A 23189-nucleotide genomic window follows, 5' to 3' on the forward strand; every position below is an offset into this window, starting at 1 on the left:
CGCAAATGCGCCCCCTCTCTCGCCTGTTCGGGTATCTATTTTTCCAAATGCCGGTCAAACCAGGCGGTTATCTCGTCGAGCCGGCGGATGCGGTGCTCGGGTTTGCCCGAGCGGGAGAGCTCGTGGTTCTCCCCGTGGAAGACGCACATCCGGGTCTCCACCCCGTGGAGTTTGAGGGCGGTGAACATCTGGTACCCCTCGGGGATCCAGCAGCGGTAGTCCTCGTCCGAGTGGATGAAGAGGGTGGGCGTCTTGCAGTTGTCGGCGTATTTCAGGGGGGAGTGCCACCAGAGCTTCTCCGCGTCCGACCAGGCGTCGGCGGCCATCTGGTCGGTGCCAAACCAGTAGCCGATGTCGCAGATGTAGGTGAAACTCAGCCAGTTGGAGATGCTGCGCTGGGAGGCCGCGGCCCGGAAGCGGTCGGTGTGGCCGATGATCCAGTTGGTCATAAAGCCGCCGTAGCTGCCGCCGGTGACCCCCACCCGCCCCTCGTCGATGGCGGGATAGCGCTCGAGCACCAAATCGCAAAACTGCATCAAATCATCGTAGTCGTAGGTGCCGTAGGCCCCCCGCAGCTCTGCAAAGGCGTTGCCCTTGCCCTCGCTGCCCCGGGGGTTGCAGTAAAACACAAAGTACCCCTGGCTGGCCCAGAGCTGCATCTCGTGGTAGTACACCTCGCCAAAGGCCGCCTTGGGCCCGCCGTGGATGTCGAGGATGGCCGGCCGCCGCTCCCCCTCCGCCAAGTCGCGGGGGACGAGCACCCAGCCGTCCACCTCCACCCCGTCGGCGTCGGCAAAGGTCAGGTGTTGGGGGGCGATGGGGGGGTACTTCTCCAAATAGGCCCGGTTGAAGGCGGTCACCGGCTGCAGCTGGTCCCCCTCCACCCGGTACACCTCCTGCAGGTTCTGCCCCACCATGGCCACGCAGAGGAGCTGCTCGCCGCAGGCGGAAAAGCCGTCCACCGAGCCGGAGAGGTGCACCCGCTCGGCAAAGGTGCCGCTCTCCAGTTCCAGGGTGTAGAGGTGGGAGGAGTAGCCGTCCAGCCCGGTGAAGTAGAGCTTGCCCCCCTCGCAGGCAAAGGTGGTGCAGCCGCCCAGCCGGCAGTCGCTGGCCACGGCGTCGCAGAGGCTGCGGTCCCGGTCGAGCAGGGTCTCCACCTCCCCGGTCTCGGCGTCCAGGCGAAGGATCTCCGGGTTCTGGTTGATCCCCCAGCGGTCATTTTTCGCCGCCGCCAAAAAGATCCCCTCTTTGGCCATGGCAAACTGCAAAATGGTGTAGTCCCCCTCCAAAAAGGTGCGGGTCTCGCCGCTGGCCAGGTCGTAGAGACAGAAGGTGTGGCTCAGGGGCTGCACCCCCTCAAAGCCCTGCACCGTGTAGCCCACAAACCGCCCGCACCCGGCGACCCGGGCCTGGCAGACCTGCTGGGCGGGGGCGGTGATGGGCTCACAGGTCCCCGTCTGCGCGTCAAAGAGGTAGAGGCGACGGCGCTTGCCGTTTGTGAACCCGGCTCCGTTGCCCCAGTAGGGCAGCTCGTCGATGACCTGGTAGTCGCCGGCCCAGCGGTCCTCCTCCGCGGGGGTGGGGTCGTCCCGCTCCCCCAGGGCGGTCACCAGGTAGCGGCTGCCCTCGACCCGCTGCAACTCCACCGCCTTGAGGGGGACGGTGAAGGCGGGCACCGCCTCGCCCCCGTCCACCGGCAGGCGGTAGTAGGTGGTGGCGTCGGTCTGCTCCCTTTCGGCCTTGGTGCGGGCCGCCGGGAAGAGGAGGTGCCCCTCGTCCTCCCACAGAAAGGCCCGCTCCTCCCCACCGGCGGTGAGGGGGCGGACCTCCCCCTCGCCCACCAGCCAGAGGCGGCTGTCATAGCCGTTGTCCCCGTTGGCCCGGCTCACCACCGCGGCGGCGTGTCCCCCCTCCGGGGAGTGGCGGAGCGCGGAGACAAAGCTGATCTCGCGCAGGCTGCTGGAAGTCATCTTTTCCAATTGTATTTCCCTCCATTTGATGTCTGTTTGCCAGTTCCAAAATGCCGTGGGTCAGCCGGGCCGGCAATCCGCCCCGCCGCCCCAAAAGGTCGTTTCTTCCCGCCCAGCGCCCCGGCCGGGCGGCCCCTCGGGAGAGGTCCCCCCTCCCTGCACCGCCGGTGTCGCAGCCCCCTAAATCAGCGGGCGCACCGCCCGGGAGAAGAGGGAGACAAGCGCCATGGTGGCCCGCTTTTTGGGCGGCACCGGCACGGGCTCCACCGGGCCGGACAGGTAGCCGCCGTCCGGCCCCACCTGGGCGCACTGGGCAAAAAGCCGCTCAAACTCGCCCTGCAGGGCGCGGCAGAAGGCCGGGCTGTCCACCACCAGGGCGGTCTCGGTGTCGATGTAAAAGCTGCGGTCGTCCAGATTAAAGGAGCCCACGGCGGCGATCCGGCCGTCCACCGTGCAGGCCTTGCCGTGGATGGAGTCGGCCCGCTGGTACTCCCAGAGGGCAAAGCCGGTGTCCAGAAAGGCCCCCTTGGCGCACTCGTACCCTGAAAAGGCGGGGAAGTTGGGGGAGGAGTAGGCCGAGTTGGTGAGCAGCCGCGCCCGCTGGGCCCCGCCCGCGATCTGCCGCAGCTCCTCCAGCAGCCGGGGGTTGGCGGTGGCGTAGGGGGTCTGTATGTCCACCTGCCGCCCCCCTTTGAGCAGGGCGGCCAGGGTGGCCCCCAGCACCGGTGGCTTGGGCCCCGGCACCACCGGATTGGTCACCAGGGTGACCCGGTTGGTGGGGAGGGTCTCCTCCCCCGCCGGGCGGGCGGGGCGGTAGTAGTCGGGCCAGCGCGCCTCCCAGCGGGCGGCGATCTGCCGCAACCGCCGCTGGGCAGCCCGCCCCCTGGCAGGGTCGGCCGCGGGGGGAACGGCGGTCTCCCGGGCCGACCAGAGGGCGTCCATGTACCCCTTGACCTGCGAGACGGCGCTCTCCCCTCCCCGCAGGGTGCCGGCGGCGGTGTTTTCCACCAGCACGTCCCGGTCGTAGGTGACCGGCCCGGCGTACCCGGGCGGGTCGCAGTACTCGTCCCCCAGGTTGCGCCCGCCCAGGAGCATCAGCCGGTCGTCGGCGACCAAAAACTTGTCGTGCAGCAGGGCGTTCCACCGCCAGGGGCGCAGGGGGTCAACGGGGTTGTAGAGCCGAAAGCGGATGTTGGGGTGGCTCAAAAGGGCCGCGGGGATGGCGCGGTGCTCCCCCTTCAGTCCCCCCACCTTGCCGTCAAAGAGGACCCGCACCCGCACCCCCCGGTCGGCGGCCCGGATGAGTTCGCCGAAAAAGGCCTCCACGCTCTCCCCCGCCTTGGCGCAGTGGCAGCAAAGGTCCAGGGTCTCCCGCGCCGCCCGCATCACCTCTACCCGGCGGGCAAACCCCGCCCGCGGCTCCTCCACCAGCAGCACCCGGTCCACCCCCTCCCCGTCGCCGCAAAAGGCGTCGGGGGGGAGGGCAGGGGCCGCCTTTTTGGGGAACCAGTAGGCCAGCACGCCCCCCGCCAGGGCGTAACCCAGGTAGCCCCCCAGGGCCATGCCCGCCGCCCGGGCCAGCCGGCGGCTCATCGGGCGCTCTCCCGCCACATCCGGCGAAAGACCGGGACATAGAGCCCCAAAGTGGCCGCCATCACCGCCGCGCAGAGGAGGGCGATGCCGTTTTGCACCCCGCCCGGCAGCCCGGGGAAGAGGAGGAGGACGGCCGCCGCCAGGTAGAGGGTGGCGGTGCAGACCTTGCCAAACCACATGGCCCCGTCGAGCTTGCGCCCCCGCCGCAGCAAAAGCAGCCCCATCACCGCCATGAACCCCTCCTTCACGGCAAAGAGGGCCATCAGCGGCCAGAGGGCGGGGCGGCGCAGCGCCATACAGAGGAGGAGCGCCCCCAGGGTGAGCTTGTCCGCCAGGGGGTCGAGGAACTTGCCCAGCTCGGTGACCATCTGAAAGCGGCGGGCGATCTTTCCGTCAAAGAGGTCGGTCAGCCCCGATAGGGCGACGATCCCCCCCGCCAGGTAGTAGTCGGCCGCCGTCTCGGCGGTGGCAAAGCGCCAGACGAAAAGGGGGATGAGGAGGATGCGAAAGTAGCACATGCAGTTGGGAATGCTCAGCGCCTCCTTGAGGCGGGGTCTTTCCACAGCGAACCACTCCTTCTTCAATTGGTTTCCTCCCCCATCTTAGCACAGCCCGGGGGGTGGCGACAACTGCCAAACAGAATGGCTCCCCCCTCGCTGGCCCGCCTTTCCCCCCGCGCGCCGCCCACGCGTATCTCCCCGCCAGCCGCCGCCGAAAAACGGCACAAAACGGACCGCCGTCGGCCTCCCCCCTCAAAACCGCCGGCACCCAGCGCTGGCCGCCGGCCATCTGTGACAAAATCTCAAAGAGAAGCTCGCCCCCGCCGTGGCCCCACCACAGCGCCCCCTTCTCCTGCCCCCCAAGCGCTCCAACCGGTCGCCCACACCCCGCCGTCTCGCAACAGCCCCCCTTTTCCCCCTTCCCCCGCGCCCCCTTCTCGCCGCGGGGAATGCCTCCCCTCCCGCCACACCACAAAAAGCGCCCCCACTGCCGTTTTGGCAGTGGGGGCGCAGAGAAAACACGATACCACTCGCAGAAAAGGAGGGCCCTCCCAGCTCAGAAAATCCAGCGGAAATCAGACCATCCGCACGGCCTTCCCCTTTTTGGCAGCCTGGGCGATGTTGAAGGAGTGGTCGCCGATGCGCTCTAAATCGTTGAGCACCTCGTCAAAGACCAGGCCGGGCTCGGTCTGGCACTCGTTGCGGCGCAGCCGGGCCACGTGGTTGTCCTGCGAGGTGAGGACCAGCTCGTCCACCCGCTCCTCCAAATCGTGCAGCTCTCCCTCCTCCTCGTCGGTCAAGTCCTGGCGGAGGAAGGCGCCGATGGAGCGGTCAAACAGGTAGAGGTCGGCCTCGTAGATGGTCTCCAGCTCCTGGATGGCCATGGGGGAATAGAGCAGCTCCCTGTCCACAAACATCTCGGTGCGCTCCAGCAGGTTGAGCGCGTGGTCGCCGATGCGCTCGATATCGCTGACCACGTGGAAGATGCGGCTGACGTAGAGGGAGATCCGCCCGGGCATCTCCTGCTTGGTGATCTTCACCAGAAAGTCGGTGATGCCGTGGTTTAGATAGTCGATCAAGTCCTCCTGGTCGCGGATCAACTCGGCCTGGGAGACGTCCGACTTGAGCAGCCCCTCGGCGGCCCGCACAAAGTTGTTGCGGGCGACCCGGCTCATCCGCTCCACCTCTTTTTGGATCTGGGCCACCGCCGCGCTGGGGGAGGTCGCCAGGTTCTTGTCGATGAAGAGGAGGCGGCGCTCGTCCTCGTGGGCCTTGCGGGGGACAAATTTGTAGGACAGCTTGACGATGCCGTTGGTAAAGGGCAGCAGCACCAGGCCGGTGACCACCTTAAAGGCAATGTGGCAGAGGGAGACCTGCACCATGGGCACGGCGGTGAGCATCTCGATCCAGTCGGTGAAGGGGGTGAACAGGGTGATGGGCACAAAGAGGAGGGCGCCGATGACGTTGTAGATGAAGTAGATGCAGGCGGCCCGCTTGGCGTTGTTCTTGGCGCTGATGGCCGAGAGGAAGGGGGGCACCGAGGAGCCGATGTTGATGCCGCAGATGATGAAGGAGGCAAAGTGGATGGGCATCAGCCCCTGCAGGGCCAGGGCCTGCAACACGCCCACGGCGGCGGAAGAGGACTGGATGACCGCGCAGAGCAGCACCCCCACCAGCACCCCGACGATGGGGTTTTTGGCGGTGGTGATGAACTGCTGAAAGGCGGGCACATCCTTGAGGGCGCCCATGGCGCCGCTCATGGTGTCCAGCCCCTGAAAGAGGATGCCGAAGCCCAGCACCACCTGGCCGATGTGCTTGTGGGTGCGCTTCTTGCAGTAGAGGAGGGCTGCCGCGCCGATGAAGATGCAAAAGGGCGCCATGGCCGAGATGTCCAGCGCAATGAGGACGCTGGTGATGGTGGTGCCGATGTTGGCGCCGATGATGACGCCGGTGGCCTGGGCCAGGTTGAGGATGCCGGCGTTGAGAAAGCCCATCACCATAACGGTGGTGGCAGAGGAGGACTGAATGGCCACCGTCACCAGCATCCCCAGCAAAAAGCCCCGCACCGGCGTCCGGGTCAAGGTCTCCATCAGGTTGCTCATCTTGGGCCCGGCGGCTGCCTCCAGCCCGTCGCCCATGTACTTCATGCCAAACAGAAATGCGCCGAGGCCCCCCAGAAGGGCCAGAATGTTGCCAATTCCCATCGTCACACAAACCCACTTTACCGTAATTTTAGGGAGGTCCCCCTCCCCGCAAGATTCGCCGGACTTTTCTTAGAATTTACATTCTTTTTACATACATTATATATTTTAATGATATAGAAATTGTCCGGCAATTGCAATGGGTTGCCGACAAATTCCTGCACAAATTTCAGCCCCCTCCCCTGTGCGGAGAGACAGTCGGCGCGCCACGGCGGGGCTGGTCCGCGGGGAAACCGCCCCCACAGGTGGGAGCGGCGCAGGGGATAGGTGGTGTCCGCGCAGCCCCCGCGGAGAGCTGCAAAGCAAGGAGAGCATGCGCGCCTACAGACGGCTTCTCTCTCATCCGGCCGTACAGCCCCTCTCCCCATTACAGGGAAACACGCGCGCCCGCAAGCGGCCCCCCTCGTCCGACCATACAGTCCCCCTCCCTGCTGCAGGAGAGCACGCGCGCCTACAAACGGCTTTGCTTTCCCTCTGACCCTGGCCCGATCGGCAAACCGCCCGCCGGCAGGGCCCCGGCAGCGCCCTCCCCATCGCCGCAACCGTCCAGATGCCCGCCGGTCCGCCCCCTCCCGCACGGGGACAGAGCGAGGGCCGCTCTCCGCCGTAAGCACCCTGCCGGCAGGTGACAAAACAGCCCCTCCCCCTTCCCTCGCCAGTCCGGCCGGGCCCGGCCCTCAAGCAGGGGCGCACAGCCTCTGAAAAGCCCGCCCGAGCCCGGAGAAATTCGATCCACCCCCCCGTCCGTCCCCCAGCGCCAGGGCAAAAAGGGGCCGCCCCTCCCCCTCCAAACGCCCCCCACCGCCCTCTGCCCCACACTTCCTCCCCACAAAAAAGCGGGAGGCCGGTACACAACCGGCCCCGCGCCTCCAAGGTCACGGGGGAACCCGTTTGGCCACCACCGCCAGGCGGCCGTTCTCCCAGTCGTACACGCAGGTGGAAAGGGTGAGAAAGCTGTCGCCGCAGCTGGCCTCCACCCCGGTGTCGTAGAGGGACCCCTCCTTGATGTTCTCGTAGAAATAGGCAAAGGACGCCTCGTCGGGGAAATCGGTCTCGGCGTAGTAGCGGAACCCCTCCTCCCCCTGGCGGTAGACCCGGGTGAGGAGCACCGCCACCACCTGGTACTCCCCCGCCTGGGTCAGGGTGTCAAAGCGCAGGGTGGGGTGCGCCCGGCAGAAGGTCGCGTCGCGGTATCCCTCCAGCGGGCCGAACATCTCCTCGCTGTGGGGCATGTTGTGGCCGTAGACGATCAGGTTGTCCGGCCGGTCCTCCAAAGAGATCTCATGCTTGATGAAGGGGGTGCCGAAGCGGTCCTCCTCGCGGGCGAAGTTGTGGGTCAGGTAGTAGGGGGCGGCCCGCTCCCGCACCACCGGAAAGTCGACCCCCGTCCCCTCGACGGCGATCCATCCCACCAGGTCGCTGTTCTGGGTGTAAAGGGGTTGCAGATAGGCCAGCGGGTCCTCCGGCGGGGCGGCCAGAGCCTCCCCCGCCGCCTGCAGGTGCGGCGCCGCCACCGCCCGGGAGGTGGCGGGGAGAAGCCCCGCCAGAGCCGGGGTAGAGGCGACCAGCAGGCAGAGGACAAGGGCCGCCCCCGCGGTCCCGCCCCCGCGCAAAGCCCGCTCCCCCACCCGTCCCAGGCCGTCCCCCGCCCGGCGGAGCAGGGCGAGGCATCGCTCTCCCAGCCACTCCCCCAGGGCCAGCAGGCCGTAGCCCGCCGCCCGCCCGAGCAGCGCCAGCCGCTCCAGCGCCCACTCCCCCAAAGCGGGGAGAGCCAGCAGGGCCACCCGCGCCAAAAGGGGGATCCGCCCCGCCCCAGTGGGCCGCGGGGCCGATTTTTCGCCGCGGTCCATCCCGCCGCCCCCTTTCTCTGCAAAAGAAAGGATGTGATCGACTCACACCCTTTCTCCGCGGCCTCTCACCGCGCGGTCAAAGCGGATCTAGCGGATCGGACCCACACCGCGGCGCAGCTTCCAGAAGAGGAAGGCGCCCACCGACAGGGCCCCCAGACCGACGGCCCAACCGGCAGGCTGGGCGGGCGCGCCGGTATTGGGCTCGTCGTCCAACCGGCCGGGCTCTGCAGGGGTCCCGCCCTTCTCCCCCTGATAGGCGATGGCGCAGGTGGAAAACTTGCCGACCGTCAGGGTGAGGGTGCTCCCGTCGGCGCTCAGGGCGATCCCCTCCCCCCCGCTGTTGGCCGTCTCGGTGAGGACGTCCACCTTCCCCTGGTGGGAGCGGTAGACCGCGTAACCGGTCTTCCCCTGCAGCGGCGCGGGCAGCTGGATGGAAATCTGGATGGGCCGATCCAGCTGCGCCACCGGGCCGGATTCGCCGGCCACCAACCGGCCCGCCGCATCCTTGACCTCCTTGTCGACGGTCAGTTCCAGGACCAACCCCACGGTGTGCCCGTCGCCCTCGGCGCGGGTGAGGATGTCGCCGTAGTCAGCGGCCTCCTTCCCCTCTCTCACCGTCAGGGTTACTGAGGTGGCGTTCCCCTCGGTGGGGCTGGCCAGGGCGGCCGCCGCGCCCTTGAGCCCCTGTACCGAGATGGCGTCGGCGGCCACCTCACCGCTCTCGACGGCAACGCCCGCCTCCACGGTGGAGCCGACGACCGCGCTCAGGGTGAAGACGGGGATCTGCAAGCTGTCCTTGATGACGTAGTCCACCCGGTAGGCGGTCCCCGGCTTGGGGGCCTCGGGCAGGGAAAAGGTCTCCTCCTCCCTGTGGACCGTGCCGGCGGCAAAGGAGACGCTGGGCTCGCTCTTGCTGGCCACCTGGCGCACCTGGTTGCCCTCGCTGTCCAGCTCCTTGACGGCGTACTCCACCCCAAAGGTCCCCCCGCTGACCGAGGTGACCGAGACCGAGGTGACAATCTCCTGCCCGTTGAGGGCGGCGGTGACGGTGGAGCTGCCCCTGTCGAACTGGCCACCCGCGTTGCCGCCGTTGACGACCAGGGTGACGGTGCGCACAAAGACGATCCAGCCGCTGTTGGTCTTGACGGCGATGCTGTTTTCCTGCCCGTCGCACAGGGACTTCAGGGCGTCGCCGGTCACCTCGAGGACGCTGGTATTCCACTCCTCGTCCATCCCGGTGAGGATGCCCACCGAGTGCCCGTTGAGAAAGACCTCGTCGATCTCGTCCGGGGCGTCCACATCGTAGGCGTAGATGACCAGTTGAGCCGAGGTGACCCCCTGTTTGGGGTCTGCAAACTTGACCGGGTCAAAGGGGCTGTCCTCGGTGTTGGTCAGGTCGGCCCCGCCGCCGCTGCCGGTCTCGCCGCTGGCAAAGACCTCGATGTTCTCGCCCGCCGGTCCCGCCGCCAGGGCCGCAGTGGCCGGGAAGGCCAGCAGGGCCGCCAGAAGAAGGCTGACCAGCCGTTTTGCCGGGTGTTTTTTCATGTTGCCGCAATCCTTTCTCTTCTCCCAAATGTTCGGGTTTTCTTTTTTCATCATATCAGCGGCAAATGGGGAAAACAATCGGCGCATCCCCTCTTGTGAAACCTTGTCAAATGGCCCTCAACCCGCACCTGTGCCATTTGGTCACAATTTCTTTCCTGTACTTTCATTTCGTGACTTTTTAAGGGGAAGCCACAAAAAAAGGCCCCCGCCCAAGCGGGGGACCCTCCTTTAAATACCCTGTTTTTCTATCCCTCTTTCACCAGGCAGAGGGGGTGACCCGCGGGGTCGAGAACGGTGGTGAACACCTCGCCGCCAAACTGGGCGTCGGCCTTTCTGCCGCCCAACGCCTCGGCCTTGGCGACAGCCTCCGCCACGTCGGGCACCAAAAAGTCAAAGTGGACCTGCTTTTGCTGGCGGCCTTCCTCCTCCGGCCAGACGGGGGAGACGTAGTCCTCCTCCTGCACAAAGAGAAGGGTGACCCCGGCGGCGCTGGTGAGGGTGGGGTGACCAAACATCTCCCCCCGCTTCCAGCCGAGAAGGCCCTCGTAAAAGGCGCAGAGCTGCCCCTCGTCGGCGCAGTCGACCACGATGTCGGCAAGGCGAATTTCAGCGGACATAACAATTCCTCCTTTTTCCAGAAACAGGTTTTTTCCCTGCCTCCAGTGTAGCACAAAGCCGCAGGGGGTGGCAAGGGCATTCGGCCGCCGTCCCCGCGGGCCGACCCCACCGGGCGGAAGTCCAGCTCTCTCCTCCCCACGCAGGGCAGACCCGTCACTCAAAAGTCCGCCCCCTGTTCCCCCCGCAGCACGAACTCACGCCGGAAAAGCATCCGATCTTCCCGCCGCGGGTCGTCGCCCTGCAAGGCAGTCTCCTCCGCCCCCAATCGCCGCAACCCAAATCCCGTCTCTTCCCCGCCTACCAGGACCCAGTTCCCCGCCCAGACAGACCCCCGGGCAAAAAGGGGACACAGCCCCCACCGCAACCAATTCAGCCAGGGCAGACCCGCGCCGATGCTTTTCCCCCGCAGCGCGAACTCACACCAGAAAGGCAGACGACCTTCCCGCCGCAGGTCGTCCCCTGGCAGGGACGTCACCCCCCAACATCGCTCCTTCCCTGCCCGCCAGGGCCCACTCTCCTACACCCAGACAGACCTCCGGTCAAAAAGGCGCGCAGCCACCCGCAACCGCCCCGACCGGAACATTCCCCCTTTCTCCCCGCCCCGACCGTGAGGTCCCCCCTCCCCTTCTGCCTTCGCAGGGGCAACCAGAAACGCCCCCTCGCTTCCGCCCGGGACACCTGCCCCACTGTCCCATTGCCCCCTCGCCCCTCCACCAGGCGAAACCGGCGCCGGGCAGTCCCCTTATCACAAGCAAAAAAGGGAAGGCGCCGCCTTCCCCTTTTCACCTGTATCCGCCCATCAAACAGCGGCGACGGCCGGCCCCTCTCCCCGGGCCAGGCGACTACCCTTCCTCCCCCCAGGCCTCGCCCAGCAGCCGCACCCCCGCGCAGATCGCCTCCTCCGAGAGGCCGGCAAACCCCAGCAGCACCGTGTCCCCGCCGTAGCGCGCCCGCTCCATCCAGTAGCGGGAGACCGGGTAGACCCGCACCTGCCGGGCCAGGGCGCGGCGGATGAGCTCCTCCTCCCCCCGCCCCTCCAGCGACTGCACCAGCAGGTGCAGCCCCGCGTTCTCCCCCTGCACGGCAAAGCGCCCGCCCAGCTCCTCCTTCAGGCAGCGCACCAGCAGGTCGTGCTTCTTGCGGTTGGCGGTGCAGACCCGGCGGAGGTGCGCCTCCCACCTCTCCGAGCCCAAAAACCGCTCCAACACCTTCTGCTCCAGTATCGAGACCGAGGCCGGGTACTCGGCGAACCCGCGGTCGTACACCTCGGTCAGCAGGGGCGGCAGCACCATGTAGCTGACCCGCAGCCCCGGCGAGAGGATCTTGGAGAGGGTGCCCATGTAGACCACGTTGTCCCCGGGGCTGAGGCTGGCGATGGAGGGGATGGGCCGGCTGTGGTAGCGAAACTCGCTGTCGTAGTCGTCCTCGATGACGATCCCGCCGGTCTGCCGGGCCCAGTTGAGCAGTTGGTGCCGCTTTTGAATGGAGAGCACCGCCCCTCCGGGGAACTGGTGGGAGGGGGTGGTGTAAACCGCCCCCGCGCCGCTGCCCGCCAGGGCGTCGACGCAGAGGCCGTCCCCCTCCACCGGGATGGGCAGCAGCCCGAGGCCGCACTTGGCAAACACCTCTTTGGCGTTGGGGTAGCCCGGGTCCTCCATCGCCACCTGCCCCCACCGGGGGCGCAGCATCTGCCCCAACAGGCTCAGGGCGTAGGTGGTCCCGGCGCAGATGAGCACCTGTTCGGGCGCGCAGACCACCCCCCGGGAGCGGCGGAGGTAGCGGGCCACCTCCCGGCGCAGGCCGTAGGCCCCCTTGCCGCTGCTGTACCCCACCAGCTCCTCCGGCTGCAGCTCGTCCAGGGCCTGGGCCGTCCACCTCCGCCAAAGCCCCAGGGGGAAGTCGTGGGGATCCAGCTGCCCATACTGAAAGTCGACGCGCACCCGCTCGCCCAGGGGCGGGGGCGGCGCTTCCCGCCTCTCGGCGGGGGCCGGGGGCGGGCAGGGCCCCAGCTCCACCAGCTGCTGCACCTCGTACCCGCTCCCCTGGCGGCTGCTCACATACCCCTCCACCACCAGCTGGGCGTAGGCGTTCTCCACCGTGTTCCGCCCCACCGCCAGGGTGGCGGCCAGGGCCCGGGTGGAGGGCAGCCGCTCCCCCGGGCGCAGCTGTCCGGCGGCGATCATCTCCTTGATCTGGCGGTAAATTTGTACGTACAGGGGGTCGCCGTCCCTCTCTTCAAGCAGGATGAACACCCGACATCGCCTCCAACTGGCTCCTATAAATTCTCTCAAATTGGCTCTTTCTAACAAGCCAATTATATCCTATACTGGTGCCAGAAAGCAAATCACACCGCAATCCAATGAGGAGGACCGCAACATGCTGGACAAAAAACTGCTCGACATTCTCGCCCACGAAGGGGTGGTGGCCATCGTCTCCTGCTGCGAGAACGAACCCCACGTGGTCAACACCTGGCACAGCTATATCAACATCACCGAGGACGACCGCCTGCTCATCCCCGCCGGGGGGATGACCAGCATCGAAAAGGACACGTCTGCCAACAACAAGGTGCTGCTGGCCCTGGGCAGCAACCAGGTGGAAGGCAGCGGCGGCTCCATGGGCGCCGGCTTCCGCCTCGAGGGGACCGCCCGCTTCCTCACCTCCGGCCCCGACTTTGAGAAGATGGTCGCCCAGTTCCCCTGGCTCAGCCGGGTACTGGAAGTCACCGTCACCTCCCTCAAGGAGACCATGTAGCCCCCCACGCCCCAAAACGAACCGCCGGCAGCGCTTGCCGGCGGTTCGTTTTTCATTTCTGTCTCATCGGCTGGGCATCTCAAAGGGGGCCAGGGCCTCGTTCAAAAAGGCACCAAAGGGCCGCATCTTCAAAAAGAGGGCGGCGGCAAAGTCCACAAAGTCGGGGGTCAAAAGCTGCTCGTCGCCCAGCGGGTACTCCAGGTACCAGCTCTTGTTCTTCAGGTACTGGGCCTGGGGGTAATCCGGGTCGTAGCCCCGGGGAACGTTTTTGAGGGCGCTGCCGCCCACGGTGAAATGCGCCCGAAAGTCGGGGGCGTCGAGGATCTCCCCCCAGCGTTCCCCCTGGGCGGCAATGGCGTCCCGCACCAGGGTCGTGGCGTCCCGGAACATGTCGGCAAAGAGCCCCCCGCCCAGGAAAGAGCGCCCCCCCGGCCGCAAAAAGAGGTAGTAGCCCACCGGCACCGGCAGCTTCCCCCTAGGGCCGATGTGGGCGCGGAAAGACGGGTTGTAGGGGGACTTGTCCCGGCTGAAGCGGGTGTCCCGCATCAGTTTAAAGGTGAGGGTCTTGGGCGCGGCCAGGGGGATTTCCGGATCCCCCCGATGCAGGGCGAGGTTCAGTTCCCCCACCAGCTGCTCAAAGGCGGCGGTGGCCCGCCGGTACCCCTCCTCGTGGGCGTGAAACCAGTCCCTGTCGTTGTGCTCCTCCAGCTCCCGCAGAAAGGAGAGCATCTCCTCCATCTTCATCCCTTCGCCCCCTCTGTCTGCATCACGGTGGCAAAACTGCCCGAGGCCAGCAGCCCCTTCACCCAGTCGCGCACCTCTTCGGGGGTGCGGTAGGCGGGCAGGTCGGCAAACACCTGGGAGAGCCCGTCCAGCTCCTCCATGGCGTCGGTGAACTGGGCGATGTCCCGGTAGCTGCACTCCTCCAGCCCGGGGAAGACCAGGTGCTCGGGGTCGATGCGGTGGGTGGCGATGGCGTAGTTGGTCCGCCGCTTGCAGGAACAGCCCCCACCGCCCAGGCCGCAGTACTCCCCCAAAAAGGCGCCCACCTTTTTGCGGATGCGGGAGAGCCGCTGCCGGTAGGCCGCGGGGTTCAGGCCGAGGATGTCGGCGGCCACCCGGCTGTCCAGGCGGAACATGGTGCCCAGCACGTAGATGCAGCGGCTCTCGGCGTCCAGGCACTGGAGCATGACGTTGGTGCAGGAGAGCTTGAGCTCCCGCTCCAACAGCCCCTGGTCCACCCCGCCGCCCAGGTCGGGGACATCCCGCTCCCGGCCGGAGGCGATGTCCTCGCCGTAGATTTCAAAGCTCAGGGGGCGCTGGGCGAACATCCCCTTTTTGTAGTCTCGCAGGTGGTTGAGTGCAATGCGGAACACCCAGGTGGAGAGGCTCGACTCCTGCCGGAAAGAGGAGAGCCGGGTCATCACCTTGATGAGGACCTCCTGGGTGGCGTCCTCCGCGTCGGGGAGGAGCCCCAGCATCCGCAGGGAGAGGTTGAACACCAAGTCCTGCACCCCGGCCAACACCTCTTCCAGCGCCTTCTGGTCGCCGGCGACGGCCCGTTCAATGGTCTGTTTTTCCAGTGCGGTCAAATCATTCATGCGCACACCTCCTATACATAGTTAGACGGCGCGCGCCGCCGGTTGTGACAGTCCATTCAAAGATTGGCTCAGTTTTTGTCGGCGCAGCTCGCCAGCCAGCGCGCCCGGCTCAGGCAGGTGATGTGCTCGGTGCGAACATCCCCCATCAGCGGCCAGGGGACGTCCCTGTCGGTGCGGCAGTAGAGGAACCCGCACTTCTCCTGCACCCGGCGGGACTTCTCGTTCCCCTCGAAAGACCCACACCAGACCCGCTCCAGCCCCAGCTCCTCAAACCCGTGGCGCAGCAGCTCCCGCACCGCCTCGGGGATGAGCCCCCGCCCCCAGTAGGGCACCCCCAGCCAGTAGCCGATCTCGGCCTCCCCCTCCTTCAAGGGGAGGTTGCTGCCCTCGCCGAACAGCAGGCCGATGCTGCCCACCGGCTCGCCCGTCTCCCGCAGCACCACCGCAAAGGTGTAGGGGGCCGAGAGCACCCCCTCGATGAGTTTGCGGCTGTTTTCCACGCTGGTGTGGGGCGGCCAGCCCGCGGCGGGGCCGACCCGGGGGTCCTTTGCCAGTTGGTAGAGCGCCGGCGCGTCCTCCGGCCGCCAGGGCCGCAGGACCAGGCGCTGGGTTTCAAAGATCACAGTGCATTCCTCCTCTGTGTTCTGCCTCTCCCCTCCGCCTTTGGCGGCGGGGGAAAGGCGCAAGTATGCAGGCGGTTCGTCCCTCTTCCTACCACCGAGAAGCCCCTGTCGCCCACCCCGGTGTCGTGTGCAAAGACGCCAAAGCACCCTCTCTAAACGCATATTTTGACTATTGTATCATGGGCCTGTCCGCCCGTCCAGCGGGAAAAATTGCTCTCTTCCTCCCCTCCTCCCCACCGCCTTGAGAATAGCAGCTTAAAGTGATAGGATAAGCAAAATGATTCCCCTCTTCCCAAAAGGTGGACCTCCCCCCGCCCGCAGGCGGACAAACAAAAAAAGGATGTGTTTTCATGTGCGAAAAGACAAGGTGCGCCTGGGCGGGGGAACTCCCCCTCTCCATCGCCTATCACGACCGCGAGTGGGGCCGCCCCGTGCGCGAGGACAACAAGCTGTTTGAAATGCTGATTTTAGAGGGGATGCAGGCCGGTCTCAGTTGGAACACCGTCCTCAAAAAGAGGGAGGCGTTTCGCCAGGCCTTCGACGGCTTCGACCCCGCCAAAGTGGCCCTCTACGACGAGGCCAAGGTGCAACAGCTGCTGCAAAACAAAGACATCATCCGCAACCGCCTCAAGGTGCGCGCCGCCGTCACCAATGCCCAGGCCTTTTTAAAGGTGCAGGAGCGCTGCGGCAGCTTCCACCAGTTCCTCTGGGCCTATGTGGGCGACACCCCCATCACAAACCACTGGCAGAAGATGGAGGAGGTGCCGCCCAGCACCCCCCTCTCCGACCAAATCAGCAGGGACCTGAAAAAGCTGGGCTTCAAGTTTGTCGGCTCCACCATCGTCTACGCCTATATGCAGTCCGTCGGCATGGTCAACGACCACCTGACAAGCTGCTTTGTCTACCGCGAGATGCAGGGCTAGCCCCGCCCCCAAGCAAAAGAGCGCCCCGGACAGACCCGTCCGGGGCGCTTCTCTATTCCTCTTCCCATTTCCCCGCCCCGCACCCGCCCATAAAGTGGGCGGAGCGGGGACTGGTGGCTGCAAAGCGGCTGTTTTCGTAGGCCGCATAGGCCGCGTCGCCGGCCTCTTTGGCCACCCGCGCCACCTCCCGCAGCAGCAGGGAGAGCGCCAGGCAGCCAAAGGCAGCAAGGACCGATGTCCCCCCGTTCAACAGCGCCACTTCACCGGGCAGCCAGCCGCAGGGTCCGGCCAAACCGCACAAAAGGGCCAGCACCGCAAACGGCACCCCCGCCGGGGCCAGCGCCCGGGCCGCCCGGCGGGCCCACTGCTCCCTCTGCAACGCCCGCTCCCAACGGGCGTAGGCCCGGTTCGCCTTTTCCAGGGAGGGTGGATGGTAGATGGGCCGGCAAGAGCCCACAAGCGGGCAGTCGTGGCGCGTTCTCTTTTTCACAGCTCTGCCTCCCCCCACACATACCGTATCGCTTCAGAATGTTTTCATGAGATGCGCCGACATCGCAATCTGCGCTATAATATAGGAGTGGATGTGCGCAAATTTACAACTGTATTTTGCTGCACAGGTCATTTTAAAGGGGGAATGCTGCCTCTTTGGTCTTCCTCCAGCAACTCCCCCGCAGGGACACCCAAAACCTCCGCCATCTTGAAAAGGGTCTCTAGTGAGACCCCTTTGGTAGTCCCTACCCCCTCGACCTGGGAAATGAAATTGTTGCTCCTGCCAATCTTCTCCGCGAATGCTTCCTAAGTGTATCCAGCCCGCTTGCGGTAATAGGCAATTTTTAGCCCCAATATCCGGTAGCGCTCCGGGTAATCGGTTTTCACAATATCACTTCCCCTCCCCATTATTTTATCAATACTGTGGGCGCGTTTTAACAAACCGATGGTAAGTGTTTCCTTACTTTGAGGGAACTTTCTTCCTTTTATAGAAGTTCCTAGAAAAATAGCTTTTCCCCATTCATTTTATATCGCGTAGCCCATATTTTGAAAAAATGCTACAATCCTGTTGCATTCCATAAAAAACTCTTTACCCAGTGGATATATCATAAAGAGGAGGTCCCCATGACCATTGTCGACTTCACCCCATCCCACATCCCCGCAGCCAGCGCCCTCGCTCTGGCCGATTACCGGGAGCAGCAGCGCCGCCTTCCCGCCCTGCCGGCGGTCGAGGAGGGGCTGGACCTGACCCCCTTTGCCGCGGTCGGCCTGGGCGTCACCGCCTTCGAGGGCGGGCGGATGGTAGGCTTTCTCAGCGTCGGCCCGCCCTTCGACAACGCCTTTGGCTCCACCCGCTGCCGGGGGGTCTTTTCCCCCATGGGCGCCCACGCCGCCGCACCGGAGCGGCGGGGGCCGGTCTACGCCGCCATGTACCAGCGCGCCGCCGCCAAGTGGGTGCGGGCTGGGGCCCTCAGCCACGCCGTCGCCCTCTACGCCCAGGGGGAGGAGGCCCAGCGCCAGTTCTTCCAGTACGGCTTCGGCCTGCGTTGTGTCGACGCCATCCGCCCCATGGAGCCGATCGACTGCCCACCCCCCAAGGGGTACTCCTTCTTCGAGCTGCCCCCCGCCCAATTTTCCTCCGTCTACCCCTTTGAGGAGCTGCTCGACCGGCACTTCCGGGAGAGCCCGACCTTTATGGCCCGCCCGCTGGAGAGCTGCGACGCCTTCTGCCGCTCCTGCGCGGCGGAGGGCGACCGCTGCTTTGCCGCCGCCTTTCAGGGCCGGTTGTGCGCCTATCTAAAACTGTCCGCCAAGGGCGAGACCTTCCTCTCCCCCTCCCCCCGCTACCGCCACATCACCGGCGCTTTCTGCCTGGGGGAGCACCGCGGCAAAGAGGTCGTGCAAACCCTTCTGAACTGCGCCATCCGATCCCTAAAGGGGGAGGGGTACACCCACCTCGGCGTGGACTTTGAGAGCATCAACCCCGCCGCCCACGCCTTTTGGTGCAAGTATTTCTCCCCCTACACCCACGGCCTGGTGCGCCGCGTCGACGAGCGGATACTGGACCCCCTCCCGCTCTGATTTCCCCCGCCCTCTCCCCCTCATTTAGACACTTCCCCCCATCTGTCCAAACTTTTTACAATCGCGCCCCCCTGTCAAAAAATGCGCCAGGGGGGGGCGATTGTCTATGGCGGCGGGGCCCGGGGGGGAGTAGGATAGAGCCATCGAGAGAAGAGACCCATCCACCAAAGACAAAACGGAGGGATTTTTGATGTACTATTCCAACGGCAACTACGAGGCCTTTGCCCGCCCTGAAAAACCCGAGGGGGTTGACCGCAAGTCCGCCTACCTGGTGGGCAGCGGCCTGGCATCTCTGGCGGCGGCCTGCTTCCTGGTGCGCGACGGCCAGATGAAGGGCGAACACATCCACATTTTAGAGGAGCTCTCCCTCCCCGGCGGCGCCTGCGACGGCATCAACGACCCGCAGCGGGGGTTCATCGTCCGCGGCGGGCGGGAGATGGAGAACCACTTCGAGTGCCTGTGGGACCTGTTCCGCTCCATCCCCTCCATCGAGACCGAGGGGGTCAGCGTTCTCGACGAGTACTACTGGCTCAACAAGCACGACCCCAACTACTCCCTGATGCGGGCCTCGGTCAACCGGGGGGAGGACGCCCACACCGACGGCAAATTCGCCCTCTCGGACAAGGCGGCCGCCGAGATCGTCAAGCTGTTTTTCACCAAGAACGAGGACCTCTACGACAAGACCATCGACGACGTGTTCGACGAGGAGTTCTACTCCTCCAACTTCTGGCTCTACTGGCAGACCATGTTCGCCTTTGAAAAGTGGCACAGCGCCCTGGAGATGAAACTCTACATCCAGCGCTTCATCCACCACATCGGCGGGCTGCCCGACTTTTCGGCCCTCAAATTCACCAAGTACAACCAGTACGAATCGCTGATCCTGCCCATGGTCAAGTACCTGGAGGGGCACAACGTGGACTTTCAGTACGGCGTGCAGGTGCAAAACGTCCTCTTTGAAAAGAGCGGCGGCAAAAAGGTGGCCCGGCAGATCCAGTGCCTGCGGAATGGCCGGGAGGAGCGCATCGACCTCCTCGAGGACGACCTGGTCTTTGTCACCAACGGCAGCTGCACCGAGAACTCCACCCTGGGGGACGACGACCACGCCCCCGCCCAGACCACCCAAAACGGCGAGGGCGGCTGCTGGCAGCTCTGGAAAAACATCGCCGCCCAGGACCCCGCCTTCGGCCGGCCGGAGAAGTTCTGCGGCAACATCCCCAAGACCAACTGGGAGTCGGCCACCATCACCACCCTGGACGGCCGCATCCCCCCCTACATCCAAAAGATGTGCAAGCGCGACCCCTTCTCGGGCAAGGTGGTCACCGGCGGCATCATCACCGTCAAGGACTCCAGCTGGCTGATGAGCTTCACCCTCAACCGCCAGCCCCACTTCAAGGAGCAGCCGAAGGACCAGTTGGTGGTCTGGGTGTACGGCCTCTACACCGACGTGCCGGGCGACTACGTGAAAAAGCCGATGCGCCAGTGCACCGGCCGGGAGATCACCATGGAGTGGCTCTACCACATGGGGGTGCCGGAGGAGGAGATCCCCGAGCTGGCGGCCACCGGGGCCCACTGCATCCCCTGCATGATGCCCTATATCACCTCCTTCTTCATGCCCCGCACGGCGGGCGACCGCCCCAAAGTGGTGCCCGAGGGCTGCGTCAACTTCGCCTTCATCGGCCAGTTCGCCGACACGGTGCGCGACACCGTCTTCACCACCGAGTACTCGGTGCGCACCGCCATGGAGGCCGTCTACACCCTGCTGGATGTGGACCGCGGGGTGCCGGAGGTCTTTAACTCCTGCTACGACGTGCGGGTGCTGCTGGACTCCACCTCCAAGATGATGGACGGCAAAAAACTCACCGACATCAAGCTGCCCTTCCTGGCCGGGCTGGTGGAAAAGGCCACCATGAAAAAGATTTCGGGCACGGTCATCGAGGAGCTGCTGGCGCGCTACCACCTCATCTAGACGCAGCCCTCAGCTCCCCTCTCTCCCCCCTCCTTTCCCAAAATGCGAAAAAAGGTGCGGCCTCCGGGCCGCGCCTTTTTTGCCGAATGCGCCGGGAAACAGCGCAAAACAGGGCAAAAGAAGGGTTAATTTGTTATATTGTAGCTATATATTCCAATTTGTATAGCAAAAAGAGGGCCCCCCCGCCCTTTTCGGCGGGGGTGAATTGTGCTATATTGGTAACGATACAGGAAAACGCCAGAGGGAAGGGAAGCGGTGTCATGCTGCCGGAGGAACACGACGAGCAGGCCATGCGCGAAGTGGCAGAAAAGAAAAAAGCGGTCATGCGGGAGGTCGTCAGCTGGGTCAAGGTGTTTGCGGTGGCGGTGGCGCTGGCCCTCTTCATCGGGCTGGTGGTCATCGTCAATGCCCAGGTGCCCACCTCCTCGATGGAGGACACCATCATGCCCGGGGACCGCATCATCGCCCTGCGGCTGGCCTACACCTTCGGCGAGCCCCAGCGGGGGGACGTGGCGGTCTTCTACCCGCCGGACGAACACCGCCTCTACGTCAAGCGGGTGATCGGGATCCCGGGGGACGAGATCGAAATCGAGAGCGGCGTCCTCTACCGCAACGGCGAGATGGTGGAGGAGCCCTATGTCAAGGGCATCCCCCAGGGGGACTACGGCCCCTACACCGTGCCGGAGGGGCACTATTTCCTCATGGGGGACAACCGCAACGACTCGCTGGACGCCCGCTTTTGGAGCACCCCCTACGTCCCCAAAAAAGACATGCTGGGCAAGGTGCTCTTCCGCTACTACCCCTCCATCAGCAAGGTGGAGTAGCCGAAGGGAGGGAACTGCCGTGCAAAAGCGGATCTATGCCCGGGTTTCGGGCTGGGTGCAGGGGGTCGGCTTTCGCTACTTTGTCAAGTACACCGCCAGCCTCCACGGCCTCACCGGCTGGGTGCACAACCGGGAGGACGGGGACGTGGAGCTGGAGGTACAGGGCCCCCCCGCCGAGCTGGACGCCTTTTTGGAGGCGGTGCGGGAGGGGAACCGCTGGTCCCAGGTGGAGGGGGTGGAGACCCGCCGACTGGACCCCATCCGCGAAAATGGGTTCGAGGTGCTCTAAAGGCCCCGCCCTTTCCACCCGCGCCGCCAGACATCCCCGAGGGGAGCGGCCGTGCCGCCCCTTCCCCGCGCAAATCCCCCGCCACACAGGGGGCAGCCCCCCGCCCACGCCATCTGCCCCTCACCCCCCTTGCCAAAAAGGCCGCCGCCAGAGAGCAGCGGCCTTTTTTGGCGGGGGGAAAGCTGGACCCGCCGCCCCCTTCTCTCCCCTCCGGCCGCACCCGCGGCCCCGCCCTCCTGCGGCAAAAAAAGGGGCGGCCGAGGGGGGGCGACACCCCCTTCCTTACAACCGCCGCACCCCCGCAAAAACATGCGCGGCCGCCCGGCGGCATTCTCTCGCCTCCCCCACCAAAAAAGGGGCGAACAGACCGTTTTTCTCGGTCCGTTCGCCCCTTTGGCGCTATTCTCTCAAAAATCGCTCAGCATTCATCATTCAGCCTTCGGCCCGCTCCTCCCGGCGGCTCCGCTCCGGCGCCACCATGTCCAAAACAATGGCAGCCGCCCAGAGCAGCAGGGCCGGCAGGTCGTACCCACAGCGGATGTGGGCGGCCAAAAAGGCGGCCGCTGCGGTCATGAGGGCCAGCAGCAGGGCCCGGCCCAGGCCCACCCGGCGGGTGCGCCGCCCCTCCTCGTCCTCCTCCCAGCGGCGAAGCAGCAGGCGGGAGAGGCCCAGGTGGCAGAGGGTGAGCAGCGCCCCCAACAGGGCCAGCCAGTGGATAGGGCAGCCGTTGTGCAGCCCTCCCAGAGCGGAGCCGGAGCCGCCGCCCCGGCCGTCCGACCAGTCGGCCCCCTCCATCCCCGTAAAGGGGGTAGAGGAGTGCTCCAGCTCGCCGGAGATGTCCCCCTCCTGCAGCAGATACCGCAAAAAGAGGGAGGTGCGATTCCCGGCGGAGTCCTCCAGGGTGTAGACGATCAGGTATTCCCCCGGCCGGGTGGTGTCGATGCCCTCCACCGCCTTCCCGTCCCGGCTCACGGCAAAGCGCACCTCTTTCAACCTCCCGTCCGGCTGGGCAGAGGTGAACTGGTACCGGCTGCCCAGAAAGGCCCGCAGCTCCTCCCCGTCCAGCCAGCCGCCCGACAGCGGCGGGTCGGTGATGGTCTGCACCAGCCGGTCCGTCACCGTGGCGTACTTGGTCCCGCTCTGCCAGTCCTCCACGATCTCCGGCTCCTCCAGCTCGCTCCCCGGCTCCACCGTCGGGTCGCTGGGGTCGTAGTCCACCCAGGGCGGGCTCCCCACCGGCAAAAAGGTGTAGGTCAGGTAGACGGTAGTCTTGTTCCCCCGGCTGTCGGTGGCCGTCTGGCTGATGACGCAGCTCCCCGGCTTGGCGGTGTCGTACCCCGCCGCCGTCACGTCCTTGCCGTCCTGGGTCACGCGGATGGGCGAGAGGGTCAGTTCCCCGTCCCCCTGCTGGCTCACAAACCCGTACCGCCCGGCGAAGATCTGCTGGGCCACCTCCCCCGTCAGGCTCCCGCCATAGGCCCCGGGCTCCCTGACCCCCTCGGCGATCTGCTCGTAGATATAAGCGTGGCTCCGACCGGTCTCCGGGTCCTCCTTGATCACCGGCTGGGGCACCGGCTTCAGGGGGTCAAAGGGCGGGCCCACCGGCGGGGTCCCCTCCTCCTGCCGCTCCACCGCCGGCGCGTCCGGGTCGATGAGGGTGTCGGTCAGGTAGAGGGTGGTGGTGTTCCCGTCCGCGTCGGTGGCGGTGCAGACCACCACAAAGCTGCCCGGCTGGGTGGTGTCCACCCCCTGGTCGCTCACGTCCGCCCCCTTCTGGGTGATGGCATAGGTGTAAGTGAGGGCCTCGTCCCGCCCCACGTTGGAGGCAAAGCCGTATCTCTGGGCCATCAGCTCCGCCGCGTCCT

Annotated in this window: 18 protein-coding genes and 1 pseudogene; 6 read left to right on the forward strand and 13 right to left on the reverse strand. The window is 65.8% G+C overall.

Translation table 11 applies throughout. From position 1 onward, the window contains the following. Window positions 1–35: 35 nt before the first annotated feature. The 8 genes from ACTNAU_RS08370 to pdxR form a co-directional block, all read right to left on the reverse strand. Window positions 36–1970: a prolyl oligopeptidase family serine peptidase gene (locus tag ACTNAU_RS08370; RefSeq protein WP_441098157.1), complete on the reverse strand. Its 1935-nt coding sequence runs from the start codon at window positions 1968–1970 to the stop codon at window positions 36–38. Window positions 1971–2150: 180 nt separating this feature from the next. Then, a complete protein-coding gene (locus ACTNAU_RS08375) occupies window positions 2151–3563 on the reverse strand; it encodes a phospholipase D-like domain-containing protein (RefSeq protein WP_441098143.1) in 1413 nt (470 codons plus the stop codon). Next, a complete protein-coding gene (locus ACTNAU_RS08380; protein ID WP_441098144.1) occupies window positions 3560–4126 on the reverse strand; it encodes a CDP-alcohol phosphatidyltransferase family protein in 567 nt (188 codons plus the stop codon). Before ACTNAU_RS08380 ends, ACTNAU_RS08375 begins: the two co-directional genes overlap by 4 nt. 512 nt (window positions 4127–4638) lie before the next feature. Beyond that, a complete protein-coding gene (locus tag ACTNAU_RS08385) occupies window positions 4639–6267 on the reverse strand; it encodes a Na/Pi cotransporter family protein (protein ID WP_243164218.1) in 1629 nt (542 codons plus the stop codon). An 872-nt stretch (window positions 6268–7139) separates the two neighbouring features. Continuing rightward, the gene (locus tag ACTNAU_RS08390) at window positions 7140–8114 is read right to left on the reverse strand and encodes a class B sortase (protein WP_441098145.1); all 975 of its coding nucleotides are present in this window, start codon (window positions 8112–8114) and stop codon (window positions 7140–7142) included. Between the two features lie 87 nt (window positions 8115–8201). Next, a complete protein-coding gene (locus ACTNAU_RS08395) occupies window positions 8202–9659 on the reverse strand; it encodes a hypothetical protein (RefSeq protein ID WP_441098146.1) in 1458 nt (485 codons plus the stop codon). Window positions 9660–9904: 245 nt separating this feature from the next. After that, window positions 9905–10276 (reverse strand): VOC family protein, encoded by a 372-nt coding sequence (locus tag ACTNAU_RS08400; protein WP_059004603.1) that lies wholly within the window; start codon window positions 10274–10276, stop codon window positions 9905–9907. Window positions 10277–11119: 843 nt separating this feature from the next. Continuing rightward, window positions 11120–12529 carry a MocR-like pyridoxine biosynthesis transcription factor PdxR gene (gene pdxR, locus ACTNAU_RS08405; protein ID WP_441098147.1) on the reverse strand — a complete coding sequence of 470 codons (1410 nt, stop codon included), beginning with the start codon at window positions 12527–12529 and terminating at the stop codon, window positions 11120–11122. Between the two features lie 124 nt (window positions 12530–12653). On the opposite strand from pdxR, the gene ACTNAU_RS08410 reads away from it, so the two are divergent. Beyond that, window positions 12654–13028 carry a pyridoxamine 5'-phosphate oxidase family protein gene (locus ACTNAU_RS08410; RefSeq protein ID WP_216401554.1) on the forward strand — a complete coding sequence of 125 codons (375 nt, stop codon included), beginning with the start codon at window positions 12654–12656 and terminating at the stop codon, window positions 13026–13028. A 63-nt stretch (window positions 13029–13091) separates the two neighbouring features. Here ACTNAU_RS08410 and ACTNAU_RS08415 read toward each other — a convergent pair whose 3' ends face one another. From ACTNAU_RS08415 to ACTNAU_RS08425, 3 genes are all read right to left on the reverse strand, one after another. Beyond that, complete coding sequence (locus tag ACTNAU_RS08415; protein WP_441098148.1) at window positions 13092–13772, reverse strand: DUF2461 domain-containing protein; 681 nt, start codon at window positions 13770–13772, stop codon at window positions 13092–13094. Then, complete coding sequence (locus tag ACTNAU_RS08420; RefSeq protein ID WP_441098149.1) at window positions 13769–14629, reverse strand: RNA polymerase sigma factor; 861 nt, start codon at window positions 14627–14629, stop codon at window positions 13769–13771. The genes ACTNAU_RS08415 and ACTNAU_RS08420 overlap by 4 nt, the downstream gene beginning before the upstream one ends. 68 nt (window positions 14630–14697) lie before the next feature. Next, window positions 14698–15252 carry a GNAT family N-acetyltransferase gene (locus ACTNAU_RS08425; RefSeq protein ID WP_441098150.1) on the reverse strand — a complete coding sequence of 185 codons (555 nt, stop codon included), beginning with the start codon at window positions 15250–15252 and terminating at the stop codon, window positions 14698–14700. Between the two features lie 350 nt (window positions 15253–15602). Here ACTNAU_RS08425 and ACTNAU_RS08430 point away from each other — a divergent pair, with 350 nt between their 5' ends. Continuing rightward, window positions 15603–16175: a DNA-3-methyladenine glycosylase I gene (locus tag ACTNAU_RS08430; RefSeq protein ID WP_441098151.1), complete on the forward strand. Its 573-nt coding sequence runs from the start codon at window positions 15603–15605 to the stop codon at window positions 16173–16175. A 52-nt stretch (window positions 16176–16227) separates the two neighbouring features. Here ACTNAU_RS08430 and ACTNAU_RS08435 read toward each other — a convergent pair whose 3' ends face one another. After that, entirely contained in the window at window positions 16228–16665 is a 438-nt protein-coding gene (locus ACTNAU_RS08435; RefSeq protein WP_441098152.1) for a hypothetical protein, read from the reverse strand. A gap of 623 nt (window positions 16666–17288) precedes the next feature. On the opposite strand from ACTNAU_RS08435, the gene ACTNAU_RS08440 reads away from it, so the two are divergent. The 4 genes and pseudogenes from ACTNAU_RS08440 to ACTNAU_RS08455 form a co-directional block, all read left to right on the forward strand. Then, the gene (locus tag ACTNAU_RS08440) at window positions 17289–18245 is read left to right on the forward strand and encodes a GNAT family N-acetyltransferase (RefSeq protein ID WP_441098153.1); all 957 of its coding nucleotides are present in this window, start codon (window positions 17289–17291) and stop codon (window positions 18243–18245) included. A gap of 190 nt (window positions 18246–18435) precedes the next feature. Then, entirely contained in the window at window positions 18436–20211 is a 1776-nt protein-coding gene (locus ACTNAU_RS08445) for an oleate hydratase (RefSeq protein ID WP_441098154.1), read from the forward strand. 260 nt (window positions 20212–20471) lie between these two features. Then, the gene (lepB, locus tag ACTNAU_RS08450; protein WP_185914546.1) at window positions 20472–21035 is read left to right on the forward strand and encodes a signal peptidase I; all 564 of its coding nucleotides are present in this window, start codon (window positions 20472–20474) and stop codon (window positions 21033–21035) included. Window positions 21036–21063: 28 nt separating this feature from the next. Next, a pseudogene (locus tag ACTNAU_RS08455) lies at window positions 21064–21324 on the forward strand (acylphosphatase); the annotation flags it as partial. Between the two features lie 432 nt (window positions 21325–21756). Here ACTNAU_RS08455 and ACTNAU_RS08460 read toward each other — a convergent pair. Beyond that, a partial coding sequence (locus tag ACTNAU_RS08460; protein WP_441098155.1) for a hypothetical protein occupies window positions 21757–23189 on the reverse strand: 1433 nt, incomplete at its 5' end.

This window comes from Bittarella sp. HCP28S3_D9 (assembly GCF_052065655.1).
Classification (GTDB): domain Bacteria; phylum Bacillota; class Clostridia; order Oscillospirales; family Ruminococcaceae; genus Bittarella; species Bittarella massiliensis.

Coding starts and splice junctions, on each gene's coding strand:
- ACTNAU_RS08370 (WP_441098157.1), bottom strand. CDS start 1,970: ATGACTTCCAGCAGCCTGCGCGAGATCAGCTTTGTCTCCGCGCTCCGC.
- ACTNAU_RS08375 (WP_441098143.1), bottom strand. CDS start 3,563: ATGAGCCGCCGGCTGGCCCGGGCGGCGGGCATGGCCCTGGGGGGCTAC.
- ACTNAU_RS08385 (WP_243164218.1), bottom strand. CDS start 6,267: ATGGGAATTGGCAACATTCTGGCCCTTCTGGGGGGCCTCGGCGCATTT.
- ACTNAU_RS08390 (WP_441098145.1), bottom strand. CDS start 8,114: ATGGACCGCGGCGAAAAATCGGCCCCGCGGCCCACTGGGGCGGGGCGG.
- ACTNAU_RS08395 (WP_441098146.1), bottom strand. CDS start 9,659: ATGAAAAAACACCCGGCAAAACGGCTGGTCAGCCTTCTTCTGGCGGCC.
- ACTNAU_RS08400 (WP_059004603.1), bottom strand. CDS start 10,276: ATGTCCGCTGAAATTCGCCTTGCCGACATCGTGGTCGACTGCGCCGAC.
- ACTNAU_RS08410 (WP_216401554.1), top strand. CDS start 12,654: ATGCTGGACAAAAAACTGCTCGACATTCTCGCCCACGAAGGGGTGGTG.
- ACTNAU_RS08415 (WP_441098148.1), bottom strand. CDS start 13,772: ATGAAGATGGAGGAGATGCTCTCCTTTCTGCGGGAGCTGGAGGAGCAC.
- ACTNAU_RS08420 (WP_441098149.1), bottom strand. CDS start 14,629: ATGAATGATTTGACCGCACTGGAAAAACAGACCATTGAACGGGCCGTC.
- ACTNAU_RS08430 (WP_441098151.1), top strand. CDS start 15,603: ATGTGCGAAAAGACAAGGTGCGCCTGGGCGGGGGAACTCCCCCTCTCC.
- ACTNAU_RS08440 (WP_441098153.1), top strand. CDS start 17,289: ATGACCATTGTCGACTTCACCCCATCCCACATCCCCGCAGCCAGCGCC.
- ACTNAU_RS08445 (WP_441098154.1), top strand. CDS start 18,436: ATGTACTATTCCAACGGCAACTACGAGGCCTTTGCCCGCCCTGAAAAA.
- lepB (WP_185914546.1), top strand. CDS start 20,472: ATGCTGCCGGAGGAACACGACGAGCAGGCCATGCGCGAAGTGGCAGAA.